Genomic DNA, 21924 nt, shown 5'->3' with positions numbered 1-21924 from the left:
GATATAAACGTTTTCCTATGCTTCACAGTATATCTTTATAAAGCTTTAAAAAGAATGTAATATTCAAAACAGATTTGTACTTTTCAAAATAGTTTTGAATTTTACAACGATTTATGAAATTCACTGGGAGAAACGCCATAGTATTTCTTAAAGGAACGTGAAAAATAGCCTGGATCCTTGTAACCAACCATTTCAGCTATGGCAGATAGCTTAAACTTATCTTCTATAATCAAGGCTTTAGCCCCTTCCATCCTTACCTTGACAAGGTATTCAGAGATGGTCATATGATAGACACTTTTAAACATCTTTCTAAGATATGTCTGGTTCATCAAGAGTTCATGTATCAAGGTATTCATAGAAAAATCTTCTAAATGATAGTTTTCATCAATACATTTTTTTATGTTACTCGCCACTAAGGAAGTTTGCGACAACCTGTTCTTTTCTAGGTAATCTATCACACTTACATAGTAAGCTTGTATGATCTCCTTCTGTTTAAGACCAGAGGACTCATCAAGAATACCATAAGGTTTGAACTCATCTGGGAATATGTCTCGAATATTTTTTCCCACCTTAACCACATAAGACATTAGAAGGCTTGCAAGTCCCATACATACCATTCTTCTATACTCATGGCTGTAATTGAGAGTGTCTGCCTCTAAAAAGATATCATCTAATACTTCTAAAACTTTCTCTTTATTAAGCTGATTCAAATGATTGATGATGACTTCGTTGACTTCTGCTGAATAAAAGCCATAACCCCTTTGATCATCACTAATGGCTTCATAAAAAAGCACTCGATTCTTGCCTTTTACAAATCGATTGTTTAGCGTATTTAAAGATGTCAAATAGGAAGATCTAAAACCAGACAAACCTTTAGAAAGTTTGCCCACACCGATGGTTACATCAAGACCTGTTTTTTCCTTTAACATTTCAATAAAGATTTCAAGTTCATGTTTGTCCATATCGTAATCATGGCCATCCGGCATACTCAGAACAACAATTCGACTTTCATAGTCTTTAAAAAGTAGTTGAAGACCATCAATATGGACATAATCACTGTATAAAGAACCAATCACACTCTTCCAATTAAGGGCGTACTCAGAATCCTCCATTTCAGTAAGCGAGGATTCTGTTTCTATAACAGTCATGTAGAAGGTATTATTGTCACTGATGTTAATATCAAGCCTTGTCAGTTCTTCATAGCTGATGTCCTTGATATCCTCAGAGTAAATCAGCCTTCTTAAAAGTTGGTCTCTTAGTTTAAGCTTTTCATCTTTTTTCTCAATTTACACTTCCATGGCTTTTGTGATGTTGTCTTTTAGCTTTAAAAGAGTTACAATTAACTCTTCTTTTTCAAAGGGCTTAACGATGTAATCAGCTACACCGAGTTTTACAGCTTTTTTAGCATACTCAAACTCGCTGTTGCCCGTAATTAAAACAACTTCTGTATTTTGATACTTGTCCTTTAAAAGTTCAGACAACTCCAAACCATCTATAAAAGGCATCGTAATATCAGATAAGACAATATCTGGTTCATGTACCTCTAGAAGGTCTAGCGCTTCCTTACCATTTTTTGCCTCACAGCATATTTCAAATCCATAATGCGCCCAATCTATGGCCTCTCTTAGATATTCTCTAAAGATGGGCATATCATCTACAATCATCACCTTAATCATATTTTTTATACCTCGGTAGTTTTATTCTAACTTCAGTGCCTACATTTATTTCACTTGTCATATCCAGCCCATACTTGATGCCGAAAAAGAGTTTCAACCTGTAGTTGACATTTCTCATACCAAAACTTTCTGAAATCTCCTTGTTGTAATCAAACTCATTTTCTTCTAGGTATAAATGCATGGCCGCTAGCCCCTCTTCAGAAATACCTACACCATCATCACTGACAATAATATAATAATCATCCTCTGTCATTTCATCTGAAATGATGATTTTTCCAGGTGATTCTTTGTATTTAAGACCATGATAAATGGCATTTTCAACAAGCGGCTGTAAGGTCAGCTTTGGTATGACACGGTCTGACATATCATTTTTAAGATCAATGTCATAATCCAAAATATCGGAATATCTGATTTTTTGGAGTTCCAGATAGTCACGAGTGATCTTAATCTCATTTTCTAAACTGACCACATCCGATCCTCCTGATAAAGAATGTTTGTAATAATCAGCCAAACGTTTGGTGACTTTCTGTGCTTTTCTAGACTGGCCCATTTCTGAAAGTTTTAAAATGATGTCTAAAGTATTATAGAGAAAATGTGGCTTGATCTGCTGTTGTATAAGAGCAAGCTCAAAGATTCGTTTCTGTTCCTCTTCTAACTCTACCTGACTTAAAAGATTTCTAATCTGTTCAGACATATGGTTAAAGGAAGAGGCAAATACACCTATCTCATCATTTGTTTTCATAGCAAACCTATAATCAAAATTACCTTTTGATATCTCCTCTAATCCTTCTCTAAGCCTTACAATTGGACTTGTAATCATCCTGTTTAGTACAACAGATATGAGTACATTCATTATTAAAATGGCTATTAAAATAAAGGACAGTATCAGCAGTAAATTATCTAAATCGGTGGTCACATCTTCTAAGTTTGTCTGGCTAATCAGAGTCCAGTCCACTCGATCAATATCTATTTTCGAAATCAAATATTTTCTAGGTGATTTTCTAATAACATTAGAAAGATTGGTATCAGCCAAAAGTTCTGCTACCTCATGCCTTTCAAGTCCTGTATCCTCATTGTCGACAAGGGACGTCAAGAGTTTATCCCCCTGATAGATATAATAGTCTGATATTTGACTTTCGAAGACGCTTTTAATGGTTTGGTCAGAAATATTGATATATAGATAGCCAATGGTCTCACCTGTATTAATGTTCCAAACCTTCTTACCCAAAGTCATTACAGGTTGATCTGGTGACTTGACTAAAAAATCTCTCCTGGTCATCTTACCCCATAGGTTATTACCGGCAGATGTAAGCAAAGACTTTGAAAGACTGTAGTCCTCTATCTTTTCTTTGCCTACACCTAAACGGTGGTCTGTATAATAAAGAGTCTGATTGACATCATAAAAGGCAATAGAGTCAATATGCTTGTTGATTAAAATGGCATAAGAAAGCTCATTTGAAATCAAGTTATACAACTGAATGTCGTCACTTAAGCGTCCCTGATAAGCTTGATTGTTGATCAAGGTATTGATAGAAATAGTCAAATAAGTGGCAGCACTCTCTGCCTCTGATAAGATATCATCAATTCTATCCGATATTAAAATGTTGCTGTCTTCCATGCTTTCCTGACTTCTCGTGATAATTGAAGCCTCATAAAGATTGGTTGAAAAAAAGAAAAACAAAAGCAGGGGTAAAACAACAAAAGGTAAATACAGATAAGTTATTTTCCGTTTTATAGATATATTGTTAAAGTTCATAAAAGGCCTTTCTCTACACTATCATTATACCTCAAACGACCAAAAACAAGCACTAGGCTTGTTTTTTATAAGAAACAGGTTTTAAACCACTTACTTCTTCAAATGAATGATTTAATTCAAATGTCTTATCGTTCAGCTGAATTCTCTCATTACTTGTTTCATAAAAAGCTATCTGACTATCTTTTAAGATGTCCTTGTAAAGTTCTTTCATGAGATCACAATCCAGTGAAGCGCCCATGTAGTAAACAGCTGACTTGTTATAGTTATTCTTAGTCACACATGACTTATTCTCAAAACCATAATCATTGTAACCCACAAGTTTCTCAGCAGTATTTAGTCGTAAAATATCTCTCCATACACTTAACGGATACTTTATAGACTTGTAATCAACAGCTAAATCACTCGATTCACCCATGGCTTCATACTGCTCAATGGTAGCCCCTATCATATCTTGTAAGATGTTCTTGCCTAGTCTCATATTGTTTTGTTTGTTTCTAATGCCTGAACGATAACCGAAAATTAGAGTTTTATTTTCATTTGTAAAGGCCTCAAGTCTTTGGTATAAATCATCCGAAACAATCTGCATGTTAGGCAGAATAACCATATCATAATGACTGAAATCCTTATCAGTCGAAATGACATCTACACCTAGACCAAGTTCATACAAGGGTCTGTAGTACTTCATAAATTCTTTTAAGAAGTTATATTCACTTGATTGTGGTTGAATTTTCCAAGACCAAATATTATCAAAATCATATAAAAGTGCCACTTTGTTGTTACTAGCTAAATCCTCTGTATTAAAGTCTTTAGAAACATCTTCAAAGAAATCCTTAACTTCATAGAACTTATCATTTAGTTCGTCGTCTACATCGTACACACCCTGGCAGAACTGTTCTTCCCCCTTATTTAGGCCCTTATACCTAAAGAAGAAAATATTTTCAGCACCTCTTAAATGAGCCTGCATAGCCCATAACTTGGCTTGACCCGGTCTTGGTAACCAACCCACATAATCATGGCCTTGAGCACCTATGAGTTCCTCGACTATCCAGAACTTCTTTTCTTTTAAACCACGAATCATATCCAGTTCCATAGCTACCTTGGCATCATCAGCATTGTTGATTTCACCACCCCAGATTGGGTAGTTGTCAAAAGATACAAAATCAATATTTTCAACCAGTTTATTGGCATCAAACCATTTGTTAAACAAACCTCCTGGAAGATTCGTTGTTACCTCTTGGTGATCTCCTTTAAACTTATGAACAACCTGAAGCATTTCATCACAGTAAGCTACTGTAGACTCAGATAGAAATCTTGCATAATCCAGTCTAAGAGATGGATTATGGCCTAAAAGATCACCAAATGGCACTTCCACATCTGAAAACTCAATAAAGTTTTGTCCCCAGAAAACATTGCCATATACTTGATTCATATGATCAACGCTATCATATTTTCTCTCTAAAAAGTCTGAAAAGCCCCTTCTACAGTTATCACACTGACAAAAGTCACTGCCCTCATGACCTATTTCATTGTCTATTTGAATGCCAATGATATTTTTGACATCAGCATATCTTTCAACCATCTTCCCTGTAATGATTCTAGATAGACGAAGATAATCTTTAGAATTGTAGCAGTATTGTCTTCTTGTACCGTATTTTCTTTGTCTACCCATTTCATCAACAGCCATTATGTTTGAGTAATTTTTTAGGGTCCAGACTGGAAAAGTAGCCGTTGGTGTTCCAAGCAAGATATCAAAACCATAAGAGGATATCTTTTCTATCATTTGATCTAGTAATGTAAAATCAAACTCACCTTCACGCGGCTCTAATAGAGACCACATAAACTCACCTATACGAATGGTATTGACACCCATTTCTTTTATTCTTTTTAAGTCCTTATCCCAGTTTGATTGCTCCCAATGCTCGGGATAATATGCTATGCCTTTAACTTTCATTTTTTCACTCAACTTTCTATTCTTGATGACATCATTATCTATTTTCAGCATGGACTTGTCAAGAAGTTTACTAAATCTTTAGTAAAAATCACTACAAAAAAATAGCAAGTATTACTTGCTATCACACTTTTCTCTATAAAAATCAGCACCCAGTCTCTCCAAGGTTTTGCTGATGACGCCAGCAGCTTTAAAAAACTCATCTCGTGATTCTTGGTCCAGTTGATCCATTAAAGAACCTATATAAGCCTTATGATCACTTGTAAACTTCTTGGCAAAGGCCATACCAGTTTCAGTCAAATTTATATGATAAACACGCCTATCACTTGTTGACCTTTCACTGACTGCATAACCAAGCTTTACAAGCTTATCTACAACCGTTGTAATAGAACCCTTTTCCATGTTTAAACCCTTGCTTAACTTAGACATGGATTCGTTTGGATGGAAATATAAAATAATCATAGTTATAGCATGCGATTGTTTAACACCTTTAGGTAAATCATATTCCTTAATGAAACCTCTGAAAAAAAGATGTTCCATTTGTGCTCGCATATACATAATATGTTCCATATCATGTTCAGAGAATTTTTTAACTTCTTTCATATACTACCTTCTTTCGTCACTTATTATAGCACAAATTGAGCTTAAGTGTCATGGTTAAGCTGCATCTAAAAGATTTATACCTTGTCTGCCCCTAGTATCACTGACTAATAAGACTAGTGTTGCCAGAATAGCCAGTCCATCTGAAAGCGGGACGGCAAGCCAAACACCACTTAAACCAAGAATCGATGGTAAGACAAGCAACATAGGTACTAAGATAACAAACTGTCTGAGCATGCCTAATACCATAGATGTTTTTCCTTTGGCTGTAGATTGGAAATAAGACACCCCCATGATGTTAATGCTAAGAAGAGGTAACATGGCTATATAAATTCTCAGACCATTGACGGCAATGTCTATGGTTTCTGATGAAGGATCTAAAAACATACCTATAAAGGTCGTTGGAAATGCTTGTAGTAACACAAATACGAGTATTGAAAATGACATCCCTACCCCTATACCGTATTTCAGGGTTTGATTGACCCTAGTCTTTAAGCCGGCACCGTGATTGTAGCCTATAATAGGCTGCATGCCTTGAGTGATGCCCATAATCGGCATTATAAAAAATGTATATAATGAGTTGATGGCACCCATGGCTGTAACAGCGCCTAAGCCGCCGTAAGAAGATAATGATACATTCATAAAGGCCATGGCTATGCTAGTGCCCATGGTTGAAACAAAAGATGCAAAACCTATAGAAACGATTTCTAAAATCAGTTTGACATCAGGTATCAAGTCTTTTATGTTAAGTCTAAGTTGGCTCTTGCCTCTTAAGTAAAAAGAAAGTAAAATACTTAGACCAGAAAATTGTCCAATGATGGTTGCTAAAGCAGCACCAGAAACGCCCATATCGAAGATGCCAATAAAGATATAGTCCAGGATGATATTTGTAACCGCTGATGCCATCATGGCAAACATCGATAAGACTGGTTTACCTTCAGTTCTTACAGACGAGTTTAAAATGAAAGACAGCATTTGAAAAATAAAGCCACCTATAATAATTGACATATATGATTTTGCATAGCCTAATGTTTCAGCGGATGCGCCAAAGAGACTTAACAAGCCATCTAAGTTTAGAAAAACACCTATTAAAGTGATACCTGTTACTATAAGACCAAATGAAATGGTGTTTGCAAAAACATGATTGGATTTTTTGAGATTATTCTGACCTAAACTGATAGATAAAAGTGCAGAACCACCTGTACCAATTAAAGATGCAAAGGCAAAAATAATCATCATGAGTGGAAAGGCAACCGTTAAAGCAGCCAATGCTTCTTCTCCAGCAAATTGGCCGATAAAAATTCTATCTACAACATTGTATATGGCATTAACTAACATAGCGATGACTGCTGGTACTGAATATTTTATCAGAAGTTTAACAACTGACTCCTGCCCCAGTTTTTTTATATTATCCATAAAACCTCCTATTTACTAAGTATTCTAATAGTTAGAAATCTAACTTTAATTGCATACTTATATTATCATGGTCAAAGCCATTTGTAAATAGTAAGAATTCTAATTATCTGTTAAAATTTCGTAAAAAAAAGTGATGTCTATGCATCACTTAACTTATGTTCTTGTTTGGATTCCATTCTTTCATTGGCCAGTAAAATCAAATCACCTAAACTTCTGGCATCAGAACCATAAATGGCTGTACCATATGAAAACTCAACAAATATATCCTCACCTTTGTGCTTGTAGGGATGGTCTTCAAACCACTTAACACACCTGTCCATAAAGCTTTCTAGAGAAGAATTCCTTCTTGTAAAAAGCATAACAAACTCATCTCCACCATATCTTGCAATCATTTCTTTGCCATAAATCTGGCTCTTTATACCTTTAACAAAATGAATAAGTATTTGATCGCCAACTTCAAATCCATAGTCTTTGTTGATAGATTTAAGTTTATCAATATCAAAATAAACAAGTTTCTTCTCTACTAAAGTTTCTTCTTTTAGAATCTCTTCTGCCTTTTCTTTAAAGCTGGCCCTAACAAATGCTTTTGTCAGAGGATCTTCCACATACTTAGCAGTCGTCTTATTCAGAAGTTCATGTAATTTGACTATTTTTGATATCTCTACTGCGAAGTCTTCTATGAGTTTTACATCCTCTTCAGAAAATACTTTACCAGAAGTATTATCAATATTGATCATACCAAAAATCTTTTTGTCTAAAGTAATGGGTACACAGACAGTCTTATCAATTGCACCAATGCCTACCCTTGACATAATTTCTTTGCTTTCTTCACTTAAAAGATTTTGATTCTTAAGCTCAATATCATCAATTATGATCGATTTGGGTATCTTATCTGTAATGGCATTAAACAAGAAGGATTCCTCAAACCTCATATTGAGTTCCTTTGCAGCTTCTAGATCAAATCCAACAACAGCTTCAAAGTTCATAAAGCCTAAGGCATCTATTGTTATCAACGAAGCCTTATCAGCTGATTCGATGGCATCTACCATTTCTTCTAATATGGTCCTGTATAAGTCTTCTTTTGAATCTGCATTCAAAGTCGCCTGAGACATTCTTAAGATGCTGTTTATGGTCATATCCTTGTTACGAAGCACCTTAACCCTATTTAATATCATATAAAAGGACATGAGAATCAATGCAGAAGAAAGACAGATCAAAAATAGAGTCCATTCTTTCTTAAGTAGTATCAAAATATTTATAACCAAAAGACTTGCCATGACAAGTTTTGCACCTATATCTCTATATGGTTTATAAGTTTTAATCATATGTTAACTCCTCTAAAACATTTATGCCCATTTTTCTCTTAATTACTCAACTTCTGAAGATATTATATCACTATATGCAAGATTTGTTTCACATATATATACAAAAAACTAAAATTAAGATTTAGGAATAAGAAAGGATACCTATCTCAAGGCATCCTCTCTATTTATTTAAACCAAATTTTATAATCTAAAGTTGAAGTGCTCTATATCATTTATCATCTTTTGCTATATATACCCAATACACTCATATTTACACGGCTAAATAGCTTAATCATACTTTAACTTCTGATATTCTTGTAGTTTTTTTTAATCATCACATTTGATTCAGAGTCAAAGATGATGACATATACATATATTTCTAAAATATTAGATCACCATTTAACTGCTTGTTTTTTTACCAATTGAATAAAATCATCAAATGCTTGAAAGCCCTCTTTAGATTTATGATGGACAAGTTGTGTATAGATGGTCGGTTTAAAGGGAATATCATAGATTTCTAATTTATCATCATCATTTATGGCTATCTTAGGGATTAAGGAATAACCCATACCAAGAGATACATACTGTTTGATCAAGTCAACAGAACCAGTTTCCATGACTTGCCTTGAGTTTACCTGGTGATCTTTTAAATAAGTTTCAAACAGCTTTCTGTATGAACACCCTTCTTCTGTTAAATATATGGTCTGATGTCCATTGTAGAGTTCATTGACAGCCTGACCGACAGGCATGATTAGAGAAAGGCTTTCAGGGCATAGTTTATGAGCCGTCAAGTCTTTAAAACTTTGAAGGGTTTCTAGTTGAAAAGCAAGGTCTAAGTCTCCTCTTCTAACCATGTCTCTTAAATCTTTACAAACGCCATGTGCAATTACAATATCCACATGAGGATTAGCCTGTTTAAACATTCTAAATATAGGCATCAACCTGTATTTAAGTAAAGACTCATACACACCAATCCTTAAGACTTGGCGCTGACCGCTTACATCAATGTTGATGAGTTTATTATAATCATAAACGACTTTCTTAGCCTCAGGATAGATAAGTTTGCCAAAGTGAGTAAGCTGAATTTTTTTACCCAATCTGTCAAATAGACTCGCCTTATAATGGTCTTCAAGTTCCTTAATATGTAGTGTTACTGTAGACTGGGCATAATTTAACTTTTCTGCAGCCTTTGTAAAGCCTTTCATTTCAACCACATGAACAAATGTGATGTAATTTCTAATATCCATATTTTCTCCCATCAGTAATTATGATGGATATCATCATAACTATTTATTATACAAATACCTAATTCTAATATATGATGGATTTAGTTAGATTACAAGGAGAATGATATGAACAAAAAGATTGGCCCATTACTCTTAAGCGGGCTTATGATTGGACCTATACTAGGCAGTGGTATTGTCTTATTACCACCTATTGCCTACAAAATGCTTGGAGATTGGTCATTAATTGCATGGATTTTCATTATGTTTTTAGGCGCATTATTTGCCTTATGCTTTTCAAAACTCTCTATTTTATTACCTGGAGACGGTGGTATGACATTAGCTATTGATCAAGTCATGGGGCCAAAATGGAAACTATATGCATCATTTTTGATGATCTCAGCTGTTTCAGTAGGACCAACAGCCGTCATGTTAACAGCTGGTGAATACCTCAATCAACTCGGTTTTTTATCCAATATAAGTCAACCTATAATTGCTATGGTTTTAATAGTGGTTTCTTTCTTTGTCTTATTAAGAGATCTTAAGGTCATGTCTACCATCAGTTTCATTGTCTCAACCTGTATCACTCTGATACTTTTGTTAAGTTCAGTGGCTACCATAGCGACTAATGGTATTCATTTTAATTCTGAGCCTGTGACTGTTATGAGCTTTGGAAAGACAAGCCTTCTTCTTTTTTGGGCTATTATCGGTTGGGAAATTGTAGGTAATTATTCAGGACAGGTTAAGGACGTTAAAACAACTGTTAAACGTGCAACCATCATCAGTATCATTGTTATCACTTTGACTTATATTTTGATTGCACTTTCTTTTAATTCTATAGGAAACGAAGGCATGACACTGACACAGATACTTTATCCGGTATTTAAGACTTTTAGTCCAAGTATCTTGGCCATACTGGTAACTGGTTTATGTATGTCTACTTATATATTAATTGTTGGTGCTCTATCAAGACTTGTATCCTCTATTGCCACGGAAGGCTATCTACCCAAATTACTTATGGCTAGAAACAAACACAATATACCAACAACACCTACCTACTACTTTATCATCATGCATCTTATTATACTGACACTTAATCAGTTGCATTTGATAGATATTGAAAGTGTTGTTTCTTTTGCCAATGGCTTTTTCGTCTTAAATGCCATTATCGGACTTGTATCAGTCTATAAAATATCAGGAGACGTTTTCTTAAAAGGAGCATCTATCCTCTTAATCATCGGGCTTTCTATTCTCTTGATATTTTCATCTTTAACATCCATTATTCTGATGCTGATTGTCTATTTAATAGCCTTATTTTTATATAGGAGCAAGTCATTGATATGACTTGCTTCAAGACTTATAACAGGCATATGCCAACTCATAAAAATCAAGTAATTTGATACTTCAAGTAACCACTATCAAAAGATTCTATAGGACCCAATTTTTCATTTGAAAGCTATCTATACTGTGTTAGTATGATTCGTGACAATATATAATTTCAAGGGGGTCAATTATGAAAAATCAAGTTAGTGTATCACAAATCAGAAATGATGCGGAAACAATGTTTAGAAATGGGGAGTATTATTGCTCAGAGGCTGTTATTGCATCTATCAGAAAAAACTTTGAACTGGACATGCCAGAAGAAATGATTGCCATGGCATCCGGTTTCCCAGTAGGTATCGGTAAATCCAAATGTGTTTGCGGGGCCGTATCTGGCGGTATTATGGCACTTGGATATTTCTTTGGGAGAACCAAAGGTACAACACCTGCAGATCCTAAATCCGTTAAAACGTTAGAACTGGCAAATGAATTACAAGGCGACTTTAAGAAAAATCACAAAGTCTTATGTTGTAAGGTGCTAACAAAGGGCATGGATATGGCATCTGGTGAACACAAGGCTCAGTGTATTTCTTTTACAGGAGAAATTGCTGAATCGGCTGCAAAGATAATTGTAAGAGAATTAGAAATAACGAATACAGACGAGGTATAAAATGAATATATTAAAGAAACTACCCTATCCAATTGCTGGTCTTATGCTAGGACTAGCTGCACTTGGCAATTTAATAGGGACATACAGCCAAACTTTAAGATATATGTTAGGCGCTGTGTCAGCATTAATTGGTATCTTACTCGTTTTAAAGATGGTCTTGGTAAAGGGTTCTTTAAAAACAGCATTTGAAAATCCTGTTGCAGGCTCAGTCATGGCTGCATTTCCCATGTCTTTGATCTTACTTTCAGTTTACATAAAGCCATTAACTAAGTATGCGGTCCTTCTATGGGGACTGGGCATTTTAATACACCTTACCTTTATGGGTATCTTTACTAAGAAGTATATTTTTAACTTTAATATAAAGAAAGTATTTCCTTCGTACTTTGTTATGTATGTCGGTATCATATGCGCCAGCGTTACGAGTCCAGCTTATCAAATGCAAACACTTGGTCAAATAATTTTTTGGTTTGGCCTTATCAACTACATAGTCTTGTTACCAGTCGTTACATATAGGGTCCTTATCATTAAGGAGATGCCTATGCCATCTTTACCAACAAAAGTAATATTTGCTGCACCAGCCTCTCTGTGTTTGGTAGGTTATATGAATGCTTTTGCAAACAAGAGTCCAGTGCTTGTGTATTTGTTATCAGCCTTATCGGCCATTATGCTGATATATGCTCTATTTCAAATGCCTAAACTTCTTAAACTGTCATTTATGCCAGCTTATTCGGCATTTACATTTCCACTGGTCATTTCAAGTATCGCACTGACAGTCAAAACAAAATACTTTGGTTTAAGCTTTTTACCAATTATAAGTTCTTTTATGAACCTTATTGCATTTACCATTGTAATCTATGTATTAATTAGATACACAGTATTTTTACTTTCAAATAATGAATCCAAACAAACACTCAAGAAGGCAATATAAAAACTGGAGATTACTCTCCAGTTTTTCTAATATGCTTTACTGCTATCTTCTTTAGTTTCTTGCCTTGGATTCTTTGACCTCTACTCTTATAGTCTTCATCTGTTCTTTTTTCTAGCAAGTCCTTACAAAAGTCATCTAAAATTGGAACATCACCTTTAATTTTGCCAATGACCTGATCTATCTCCATATCTGATCTAAGACCATGTCTTGAGTTTAATGGATCATTTAGAAGTAGTGCTGTTTTTGCCTCCCACTTCATAAGGGTAAAGAACTTATTTTCAAGCGTCACTTCTCCACCTTTTTTCTCCAATAAAGACCTAACGATTTTAGATTCCGAATAGCCATCACAGAAAATAAGACCATCCTCTGTTAAATTGTATTTGATATGAGTCATCAATCTTTGAATGTATTTCTTATATGAAGGTATTTCTTCCATTAAGTATTCAATGCCATTAAGATTGGTATCAAATGCGTGAGAATGAAATGGCATCAAATAAGCAAACATAAGACCATCTTCTGAAAAGTGTTTTAGCAAATCATCTTTAGATAGTAATAGCTTTCTTTGAATGTCTTCAATAGTAATCTTACCTTGCTCGTGTTCTTCATTTAATACGTAGAGTAGCTTAATGATATTCTTATCATCTAAGAGGTCATGACCACTCGTGTAGTAGTTAAAATACGATGACCATTTGTCTCCTGCTTCTTGTTTTTGAAGATGGATGTTCTTATTGTAAAGCGGTGACATACCAATGTGTACAAATGATGTTTTTTCATTTGAACCAGTACCCCAAAAGGCAAGTGGTGCAATAACCGTTTCCGATATATGTGTTGTTAAAAGTTGGTCCTTTGACCCCTTTCTTATGTCCAGTAGTCCATTGATTTTATTTGCATAAGCATCAATTTTTTCTGTATCACTGTAAATACTTTCAGATAAATCACCCAATAAAATATGTATAAGTTCTTCTAATTGTTTTTTCATGTTGCCTCCAATTTATAATAAAAAAGTTTACATTTAATCATACTACACCTGAACCATAAAAGCTAAACTTATTTTAAGAAATTTCTTTAATAATCCATAAAATTCTTAGAATAATCTAAAGACTAAGGAATTAAAACATGTTATTATAAACTGTAGGTTTGAAAATCAAGGGAGAATTATGAAAAGTATAGAATATTACAACACACACAGTAATCGATTTATCAATGATACAGTTCAAGCTGATATGACAGCACTTTATAAAAAATTTGAATCTTATGTAAACTCAGGACATATTCTAGACCTTGGATGCGGTTCAGGTCGTGACTCATTTTACTTCAGTTACAAGTACAAGGTTACCTCTGTAGATGGCTCTAAAAAAATGATTGAATATTGTGAGTCCGTCTTATCAAATCCTGTTGTACACAGCACCTTCGAAGACTACGAAACTCAAGAAAGATACAATGGTATTTGGGCCTGTGCTTCACTGATACATGTAGAAAGAAACAATCTTTTAGAGATCATAGAAAAATATTTATCTTACTTAAAAGATGACGGTATCTTTATGATGTCTTTTAAAGACCGAACTGAAGATTTTAATGAAGATGGCAGGTATTTCACCTGTTTTACAAGAGAAAGTTTGTCTGACTTCTTAAGTAAAAGTAGTCAATTAAATATACTTGAGATCATCGAGAACGTCGATGTTAGAGAAAATAAGAACGAAAACTGGATAAGCGTTATCATCAATAAAGCCTCATAGGCTTTTTCTTTTTTTGCGGACATTAGTCCTCTAGTGATGTGGCCATTTGATTTTATACTTTAGTTAATAGAGAAAGGATAAGATATGAAATCAATTATTGACAATCAAAGTTTAGAGAAAACAGGAATTGAAAGACTTCAGTGGTTTAGAGATATGATGCCTCTAGTCGATTCTATCAACGATTATCTTGACAATGAACAGATTTTTAAGGGTAAGATTATTGCCATCTGTATGCACATCGAACCTAAAACTGCAGTCTGGATAGAGGGGATATTAAGAGGTGGTGCAAAACACATCTACTTAGTTGGCTGCCTAGGTACAACCAAAGAAGATACAGCAGCCTATTTGGCCTCACTCGATAGAATGACCGTACTAGGAAAGAAAAACGACACTTATGAAGATCATCAAAATTACCTTACACAGGTTATGGATCATAAAATCGATCTATTTTTGGATAACGGCGCAAGCTTAATACTTGCTCATGACAGATTAAAGCCTGACTGGACGCCAATTGGTGCAAACGAAGAAACACGTTCAGGCAAACTTCTAATTGAAAAGGAAAAAGTATCACCTGACTACCCTGTTGTAGTGATTGATGATTCTCCTGTCAAACAACTCCTTGAAAATGCCATTGGCGTTGGGCAATCTGTAGTAGATGGCTTTATGAGGGCAACCAGTCTTTTACTGGGTGGTAAGCAGGTGCTTGTTATCGGTTACGGCTTTTGCGGGTCTGGTGTAGCAAAGAAGTTTAAAGGACAAGGTGCCAATGTCATGGTCTATGATTTAAATCCAACCATAAGACTAAAAGCAAAAGCAGATGGATACTATGTAGATGATTTGCCAGAAGTCATAAAAAAGGCAGATGTTATTATAACAGTAACAGGCTCTTTTGATGTGATTAGACCTGACCATATAAAGTATTTCAAGCCAAATGTCATTTTAGCCAACAGTGGTCACTACAGCTTTGAAATTGATGTTAAAGGACTTAAAGAAAAGGCGTCTGTGACTAGGGTAAAAAAAGACATAGAGAAACTCACTTTTACAGACAAATCATGTTATTTGATAGCTGATGCAAGTCCAGTCAACTTAGCCTGTGGTGATGGCAATCCAATTGAAATAATGGATTTAGGCCTAGGTCTCCAGTCTGCTTCAGCCATCAGAATACTAGAGACAGACAATCAACTAAAAAAAGGTCTGCAAGCAGTGCCTGTAGACATAGATAAAAAGATTTCTATAGATATGATGGCTATACTAAAATAATGCAGTAGATTCTACTGCATTAGCTTTGCTTCTTTTTTTAGGGCATCTAAATCATGAACAACAATGGCCCCTACTTTTCTTTCCAAGATCCCTCTTGTTTCAAAGTCCAGCATTACCCTTCTCAAATGACGAGCAGTGATACCAAAGTAATCAGCAACTTCTTTGAACTTAACGGTTATCACTTGGTTGAGTTCATCTTCATAATGCTCCAACAAGTATGAGGCAAAGCGTACATTCAACGGATACATCATGGCTCTTGAAAACTTAAGAGATGTGTTCATTATTTTTCTAGCCATCACAGATGAAACAAACCTGTGAAAATGAACATTGTCATGCAAGTATTTGTCTACATAATCTAAAGGTATGGCTATTAAAACGGTCCTTTTTAAAGCCAAAACATCGTGATAATTCTCTCTTTCATTCACATACTCAATATCACCTATCAGGTCTATAGGTGTCATAAAATCTAAAAGAACCACCTGGCCTTCTACAGACGATGGACAAACCTTGGCTTTTCCTTCAACGAGAAAATAATAGAAGGCTTGCATATTACCTTCTCTAATGATGAGTTCTCCCACTTCAAATTCATGAACTTCAATCAAGCCTCTTAAATGATCTTCAAAGATACCTTGAAGCTGGTATTTTTTTATGTACTTGTTTAATAAAGATTTCGATTTAACTTTACGCATGCTTATCACCTAAGTCTATCATAACACAGACTTATAGAAATTTATCTAATAAAGCCATATGGATAGAATCAGATGCCCTTGATTCTCTAAGTAAAACACCTATAAAATCTAACATATAATCATGTCTTTTTTTCGCAATAACCTTAGCCTTTTCGGTATTCATAAGTGAAACTAGATTAAAGAGTTTCTCATAAAAATGATTCACAGTCGTTGACTTAACAGACTTATCTTTATAAGCGCTTGCATCAATGACTATTCTAGGTTCAATTTCAGGATTAAATATCTCATTACCATAAGTTGCACCGAAAGCGAAAGTTCTTGCTATACCTATGGCACCTAATGCATCCAAACGATCCGCATCTTGTACAATCATTCCCTCTATAGTCTTCATAGATGCTTTCTTTTCAGTCCCCTTATAAGATAAGTCATAAATGATCTGAACGACATGATCACTGATGTCTTGATCTACACCTAAACTATCCATAAAGGCTTTCGCCGCTTTTGGACCAGCAGTTTCATCGCCTCCATTAAACTTCCAGTCTTCTATGTCATGAAGAAGTGAAGCAAGAGATACGACTAAAAGATCACAAGCTTGATCTTCAGCTAAATCAAGAGCCATCTCATAGACTCTTTTAGTATGAAACCAGTCATGACCAGTTACTTCTCCTGTTTGTTTTTCTCTTATATACTCAATTGTCTTATCGATAGTATTATTCATCAAAAACTCCTTTTACTTTAGGATATACCATCAGTACAAAATCAAAGCGGACATATGACCGCTTTTACAAGCTTTTTATCTTTGATTTATATGCCTTGGGTGTCATATCATAGGCCTTAACAAAGTGCCTATAAAACAAGGAATAATCAGTAAAACCAGATGAAAAAGCGATCTCTGTGATAGATAGAGACTCATCTACCAATAAGTCTTTGACCATTCTTAATCTATAGTCTATAAGGTATTCCTGAACAGATACGCCAAGTGTTTTTTTTAAGAGTCTAAACAAGTAAGTTCTATCTAAGCCTACTGCATCAGTAATATCTTTTACTTGAATATCATAGGCATAATTACTCTTGATAAAGTCTATTGCCCTATCCACATAAACTTCATGGGTAACTTTTTCATCACTCTCTTGTCTAAGAAGCTCAAAGAACTCGTAAGCAAGGGAAAGATTTTTAAACGAAAACCCAGTTGATGACATGGCATGATCTATGATTCTATGCATAAGATCACAGATGGCCTTGTGATCGCCTCCATTAAAAATAGGATGACTTCTCGATAAGCCACAAGCTTTCAGTATTTCCTCTGCATCTGTACCATCAAAACATAACCAAAGATAGGTCCATGGTTTATCATGATCAGCCTGATAAGTCGTCACTTCTCCAGGTGTAATTAAAAAACCTTGTCCTTCACTTAAGTCATAGCTATGCGTCTTTTTCATGAACTTGCCCCGACCAGATACAATGTAATGGAATAAATAATGCGGTCTTTTAGACGGTCCAAACCTATGACTAGGAAGGCATGCTTCTTTGCCACAAAAAACTAAGTTAATGCCGAAGGAGGTCTTACCGGCATAAAAATTTTGATTAAAAGTTCTCATAATCCACCTCAAGCAACATAATGCAATGTTTTTACAACATCAATTATAGAGTATAAAAAGATTTTATTCTAGTATATATGTAAAGGTATATATTAAAGGAGGCATGAAATGACTAAAATAACTTTTATGGGTGCAGGATCGACGATATTTGCAAAAAATGTTTTAGGTGATGTCCTTACATCGGACATACTAAATACCAGTGACATCAGATTATACGACATAGATGAAACAAGACTAGAAGAATCCTACATCCTATTAACAACGCTCAATAAAAACATCAACAATGGAAGAGCAAGAATTACAAAACATATTGGTATTGCCAATCGTAAAGAAGCACTAAAAGAGGCTGATTTTGTTGTTAATGCCATCCAGGTTGGCGGATACGATCCAGCTACAATCATCGATTTTGAAATTCCTAAAAAATATGGATTAAAACAAACGATAGCAGATACGCTAGGTATTGGTGGCATCATGAGAGGCTTACGAACCATACCAGTCATGGAAGCATTCGCCAATGATATGGAAGAGGTTTGCCCGAATGCATGGCTTTTAAACTATACCAACCCAATGGCTATACTCACAGGCTATATGCAACGTTATACAAAGATAAAAACCATCGGTTTATGCCACAGTGTTCAAACTTGTTCACGTGACCTATTAAAAGATCTTGACTTAGAAGACAAATTAGAAGGTAGAAAAGAAGTCATTGCAGGCATCAACCATATGGCGTGGTTACTGTCTATTAAGGAGAAAGAAGGCAATGATTTGTACCCTGAAATAAAAAAACGGGCTTTTGAAAAGAACAAAGAAAAACACCATGATATGGTCAGATATGACTATATAGATAAGTTTGGTTATTACTGTACTGAATCAAGCGAACATAATGCTGAATACAATCCATATTACATCAAATCAAACTATCCTCAGCTTATTGATAAGTTTAATATCCCCCTTGATGAATATCCAAGAAGATGTGTGGATCAAATAGAAAGATGGGATGCTCAGAAAAAAGAGATTATGGCAGGTGGTCAAGTAAGTCACGAAAGATCTGAAGAATACGCTTGTCATATCATGGAATCTATCGTAACAGACACGCCGTATCAAATTGGTGCCAGTGTCATCAATAATGGTCTTATCTCTAATTTACCAGATGATGCGTGTGTTGAAGTACCATGTTTGGTTAATGGTAGCGGCATTCACCCATGTCATGTAGGCAAACTACCGACTCAACTTGCAGCACTTAACATGACCAATATCAATCCACAACTTTTAACCATTGAAGCAGCACTTACAAGAGACAGACAGAAAATCTATCAAGCGGCCATGCTAGATCCTCATACTGCTGCTGAACTTTCACTTGACGATATTGTAAAACTCTGTGATGAACTTATTCAAGCACATGGAGACTATATGAAGATGTATTAAAAAAAGGCTTATAGCCTTTTTTTAGAATAACCCTTCAGATGTAAAATATTCATTTGGCAGGTCATATGTATCATCAAAATTAAGATCTACATACATTGAAATGACATCATCTGTACCAACTTTCTTCACTTCATATTTAACAGGCATAAAGTGTTTAGTAGAATACCAAAACTTATTTTCGTGTCCTGCTATCAAGACTTTAATTGCAATGGTCTCCATATCATCAATGGTTTCTAGTTTGACTTCAAAGCCATCCATAGATTTATAGGTTTCATATAAATCAGGATTTAGGACCTTGATTGGTAACATGTTGCCTTCATATGTTTCTTCAGATTTATCACCAGTATACTTCTTAACCAAGGTTGTATGAGGTGTGTCTTTAAAAACATAAGAAGCACTAACACTTGGGCCTATATACTCATCTACCCTATACTTGCTGTCCTTGTGATATATAGAATATTGCAGTGCTTTTGTTGTGCCATTATCCGTCATCTTCCCTGAAAGTGTTAACAAATAATCGTTTGGATATGGTTTAAATGAAATCATGTCCTCTATCGCTTGATCTGATGAAGCTTCATCTTCTACTGTATTAGATTCTGTTGACTCATTATGAGCATCTTCAGTCTTTTTTACAACTTCATTAGCATCAGCCTTATCAGTACTTTTTGCGATTTCATTAGTATCGTTTGTTTTCGCACTTTCAACCTCAACATTATCTGTATTAACTGAGTCTATAGCCAGCCAAATTTTATACATGGTAATAAAAGCTTGTTGTCTCTGATATGGCATCAATGGACCAAAGTTGTTGTTACCAACACCCCTCATAACATCTATGTCATAGACATAACCTGTAAATGGCTTTGCCCAATCTGCTATAGAAGATACATCCGCATAATTAGGTGTCGAAAACTCAACGCTTCTACCACAAGCAAGCGCTGTATTTGTTAGGAAAGTGGCGGCTTCTTGACGTGTTAGAGTCCTGTCTGGATCAAAGGTTGTTTCAGAAGTACCTTTTGTAATCTTAAGAGATTTTGCAGCTCTAACTTCAAAGGTATCACAATCTTCAAAAGTGCCTGATGGTGCAGCTTCAGTACCGACTTCTTTTAGATAATCTTCAATGTCCATACCAGAACGCACTTCAATCATCCTAATAGCAAGAATACAAAATTCTTCTCTTGTAATAGCCTTGGTATAATTGTTTTGCATATCATTTGGAATCAACTGCTCACCAATAGCTTTTTCTACATATTGTACAGCCCAAGATGCAGGTGCATCTTGCACGTTTTCAAACACCTTGGTTAGTGGTGTATACCAAGTTTCATTGGCTTCATAACCTAGACCACCTCTATAATCACCACCCATGGTCCATAGGGTATTATCTTTCATGACAACGGCTGCATGACGCTCACCAAGTGTAATTGATTTCACGCCTTCCGCAACTTTGTAAGGTACTTGTTCATTAGTGACACTTTTGCCTTCATAAGAGTAACCCCAAGCCCAAAGAGAATCATCTGTTTTTATTATAAAAGCACTATCACCATCAACCGTAGCAGTCTTTACATTATCCATAACCTTATAAGGTTTACCTGCATCTTCTACCCAACCAAATTCTTCTGTATAAAAACCACTAGACCCCCATGCATACAAGGAATTATCAAGCCTTACTGCAAAAACAACACCTGTAGATGCTTGGATGCTACGTACATCATCTAGTATTTTAATAGGCTTCAAAACATCTTCTTTTTGAGATTCCATATTACCGAGTTCTGCGTAGTTATTGTCACCGTATCCCCATAAGGTATTATCATCTTTTATAAAGTACACTGTGCTATTACCTGCATACATATCGATAACATCATCAGCTACCTTTACATAGCCGTCTTCTACCATGGCATTATCTAAAGTACCATTACCAGTATGCATTTTCCCCATGATCCAAAGAGTATTATCATTTTTTAGAACCAATGAATAATATTGACTCGCTGAAACTGATTTTACATTGTCTATGTTAATCTTAGTTGGGTAAAGAAGTGTAGGACTTAATCCTTCACCTTTAACTGGATAACCATAAATATCACCCCAGCCCCATAGCGTATCATCTTTTTTTACGGCAAAAAAACTAGAAGAACCACCAGCAGATACACTTCTTACGTCATCTAGGATTTTGACAAATTCTACTTGTTCATCCTTGTACCCTTTTCCATTACCAACATACTGAGCACCACAACCCCATAAAGTGCCATCGTTCTTGATGACATAGGTGCTACCATATGATGCACTTATAATAGAATCTGTTTCTCCTTCACCAAAAACCAAGGTACTTGTAAGCATACACAATATCATTATCCATACAAATATTTTTTTCATAAATCCCC

General features: G+C 35.1%; 19 protein-coding genes. 6 read left to right on the top strand and 13 right to left on the bottom strand.

Annotated features, from left to right (window positions below; all coding sequences use genetic code 11):
• Window positions 1–101: 101 nt before the first annotated feature.
• From EZV73_RS28840 to EZV73_RS03055, 8 genes are all read right to left on the bottom strand, one after another.
• A complete protein-coding gene (locus EZV73_RS28840) occupies window positions 102–1076 on the bottom strand; it encodes a helix-turn-helix domain-containing protein (protein ID WP_240838203.1) in 975 nt (324 codons plus the stop codon).
• A gap of 210 nt (window positions 1077–1286) precedes the next feature.
• Window positions 1287–1676 carry a response regulator gene (locus EZV73_RS03085; RefSeq protein ID WP_240838202.1) on the bottom strand — a complete coding sequence of 130 codons (390 nt, stop codon included), beginning with the start codon at window positions 1674–1676 and terminating at the stop codon, window positions 1287–1289.
• Window positions 1669–3432, bottom strand: a complete 1764-nt coding sequence (locus EZV73_RS03080; protein WP_240838201.1) for a histidine kinase — start codon at window positions 3430–3432, stop codon at window positions 1669–1671. The genes EZV73_RS03085 and EZV73_RS03080 overlap by 8 nt, the downstream gene beginning before the upstream one ends.
• A 52-nt stretch (window positions 3433–3484) precedes the next feature.
• Window positions 3485–5434, bottom strand: coding sequence for a beta-galactosidase (locus EZV73_RS03075; protein ID WP_240838200.1), 1950 nt, complete (start codon window positions 5432–5434; stop codon window positions 3485–3487).
• A 60-nt stretch (window positions 5435–5494) separates the two neighbouring features.
• Window positions 5495–5983 (bottom strand): MarR family winged helix-turn-helix transcriptional regulator, encoded by a 489-nt coding sequence (locus EZV73_RS03070; protein ID WP_240838199.1) that lies wholly within the window; start codon window positions 5981–5983, stop codon window positions 5495–5497.
• 54 nt (window positions 5984–6037) lie between these two features.
• Window positions 6038–7396, bottom strand: coding sequence for an MATE family efflux transporter (locus tag EZV73_RS03065; protein ID WP_240838197.1), 1359 nt, complete (start codon window positions 7394–7396; stop codon window positions 6038–6040).
• Window positions 7397–7533: 137 nt separating this feature from the next.
• Window positions 7534–8721: a sensor domain-containing diguanylate cyclase gene (locus EZV73_RS03060; protein ID WP_240838195.1), complete on the bottom strand. Its 1188-nt coding sequence runs from the start codon at window positions 8719–8721 to the stop codon at window positions 7534–7536.
• 371 nt (window positions 8722–9092) lie between these two features.
• Entirely contained in the window at window positions 9093–9947 is an 855-nt protein-coding gene (locus tag EZV73_RS03055; RefSeq protein ID WP_240838193.1) for a LysR family transcriptional regulator, read from the bottom strand.
• Between the two features lie 105 nt (window positions 9948–10052).
• On the opposite strand from EZV73_RS03055, the gene EZV73_RS03050 reads away from it, so the two are divergent.
• The 3 genes from EZV73_RS03050 (at window position 10053) to EZV73_RS03040 (ending at window position 12841) form a co-directional block, all read left to right on the top strand.
• Window positions 10053–11267, top strand: a complete 1215-nt coding sequence (locus EZV73_RS03050) for an APC family permease (protein WP_240838191.1) — start codon at window positions 10053–10055, stop codon at window positions 11265–11267.
• Between the two features lie 169 nt (window positions 11268–11436).
• Window positions 11437–11913 carry a C-GCAxxG-C-C family (seleno)protein gene (locus EZV73_RS03045; protein ID WP_240838189.1) on the top strand — a complete coding sequence of 159 codons (477 nt, stop codon included), beginning with the start codon at window positions 11437–11439 and terminating at the stop codon, window positions 11911–11913.
• A gap of 1 nt (window position 11914) precedes the next feature.
• Complete coding sequence (locus tag EZV73_RS03040) at window positions 11915–12841, top strand: TDT family transporter (protein ID WP_240838187.1); 927 nt, start codon at window positions 11915–11917, stop codon at window positions 12839–12841.
• A gap of 10 nt (window positions 12842–12851) precedes the next feature.
• On the opposite strand, the gene EZV73_RS03035 is transcribed toward EZV73_RS03040, so the two are convergent.
• The gene (locus tag EZV73_RS03035; protein ID WP_240838185.1) at window positions 12852–13820 is read right to left on the bottom strand and encodes a hypothetical protein; all 969 of its coding nucleotides are present in this window, start codon (window positions 13818–13820) and stop codon (window positions 12852–12854) included.
• A gap of 178 nt (window positions 13821–13998) precedes the next feature.
• On the opposite strand from EZV73_RS03035, the gene EZV73_RS03030 reads away from it, so the two are divergent.
• Both EZV73_RS03030 and EZV73_RS03025 read left to right on the top strand, forming a co-directional pair.
• Window positions 13999–14577: a trans-aconitate 2-methyltransferase gene (locus tag EZV73_RS03030; RefSeq protein WP_240838183.1), complete on the top strand. Its 579-nt coding sequence runs from the start codon at window positions 13999–14001 to the stop codon at window positions 14575–14577.
• A gap of 84 nt (window positions 14578–14661) precedes the next feature.
• Window positions 14662–15837 carry an adenosylhomocysteinase gene (locus tag EZV73_RS03025; protein ID WP_240838181.1) on the top strand — a complete coding sequence of 392 codons (1176 nt, stop codon included), beginning with the start codon at window positions 14662–14664 and terminating at the stop codon, window positions 15835–15837.
• Between the two features lie 11 nt (window positions 15838–15848).
• Here EZV73_RS03025 and EZV73_RS03020 read toward each other — a convergent pair whose 3' ends face one another.
• From EZV73_RS03020 to EZV73_RS03010, 3 genes are all read right to left on the bottom strand, one after another.
• The gene (locus tag EZV73_RS03020; protein ID WP_240838179.1) at window positions 15849–16526 is read right to left on the bottom strand and encodes a cyclic nucleotide-binding domain-containing protein; all 678 of its coding nucleotides are present in this window, start codon (window positions 16524–16526) and stop codon (window positions 15849–15851) included.
• Between the two features lie 31 nt (window positions 16527–16557).
• Window positions 16558–17244, bottom strand: coding sequence for an HD domain-containing protein (locus EZV73_RS03015; RefSeq protein ID WP_240838177.1), 687 nt, complete (start codon window positions 17242–17244; stop codon window positions 16558–16560).
• A gap of 64 nt (window positions 17245–17308) precedes the next feature.
• Entirely contained in the window at window positions 17309–18124 is an 816-nt protein-coding gene (locus tag EZV73_RS03010; protein WP_240838175.1) for an AraC family transcriptional regulator, read from the bottom strand.
• Window positions 18125–18232: 108 nt separating this feature from the next.
• Here EZV73_RS03010 and EZV73_RS03005 point away from each other — a divergent pair, with 108 nt between their 5' ends.
• Window positions 18233–19549, top strand: coding sequence for an alpha-glucosidase/alpha-galactosidase (locus EZV73_RS03005; RefSeq protein WP_240838173.1), 1317 nt, complete (start codon window positions 18233–18235; stop codon window positions 19547–19549).
• A 21-nt stretch (window positions 19550–19570) separates the two neighbouring features.
• Here the strand turns inward: EZV73_RS03005 and EZV73_RS03000 are convergent, their stop codons facing one another.
• Window positions 19571–21916, bottom strand: a complete 2346-nt coding sequence (locus EZV73_RS03000) for an S-layer homology domain-containing protein (RefSeq protein ID WP_240838171.1) — start codon at window positions 21914–21916, stop codon at window positions 19571–19573.
• Window positions 21917–21924 lie beyond the last annotated feature (8 nt).

The sequence above is a fragment of the Acidaminobacter sp. JC074 genome, assembly GCF_022496765.1.
Classification (GTDB): domain Bacteria; phylum Bacillota; class Clostridia; order Peptostreptococcales; family Acidaminobacteraceae; genus JABXKX01.
The sequence above is the reverse complement of the archived record's forward strand: the minus strand, read 5'-3'. Positions and strand labels throughout refer to the sequence as shown.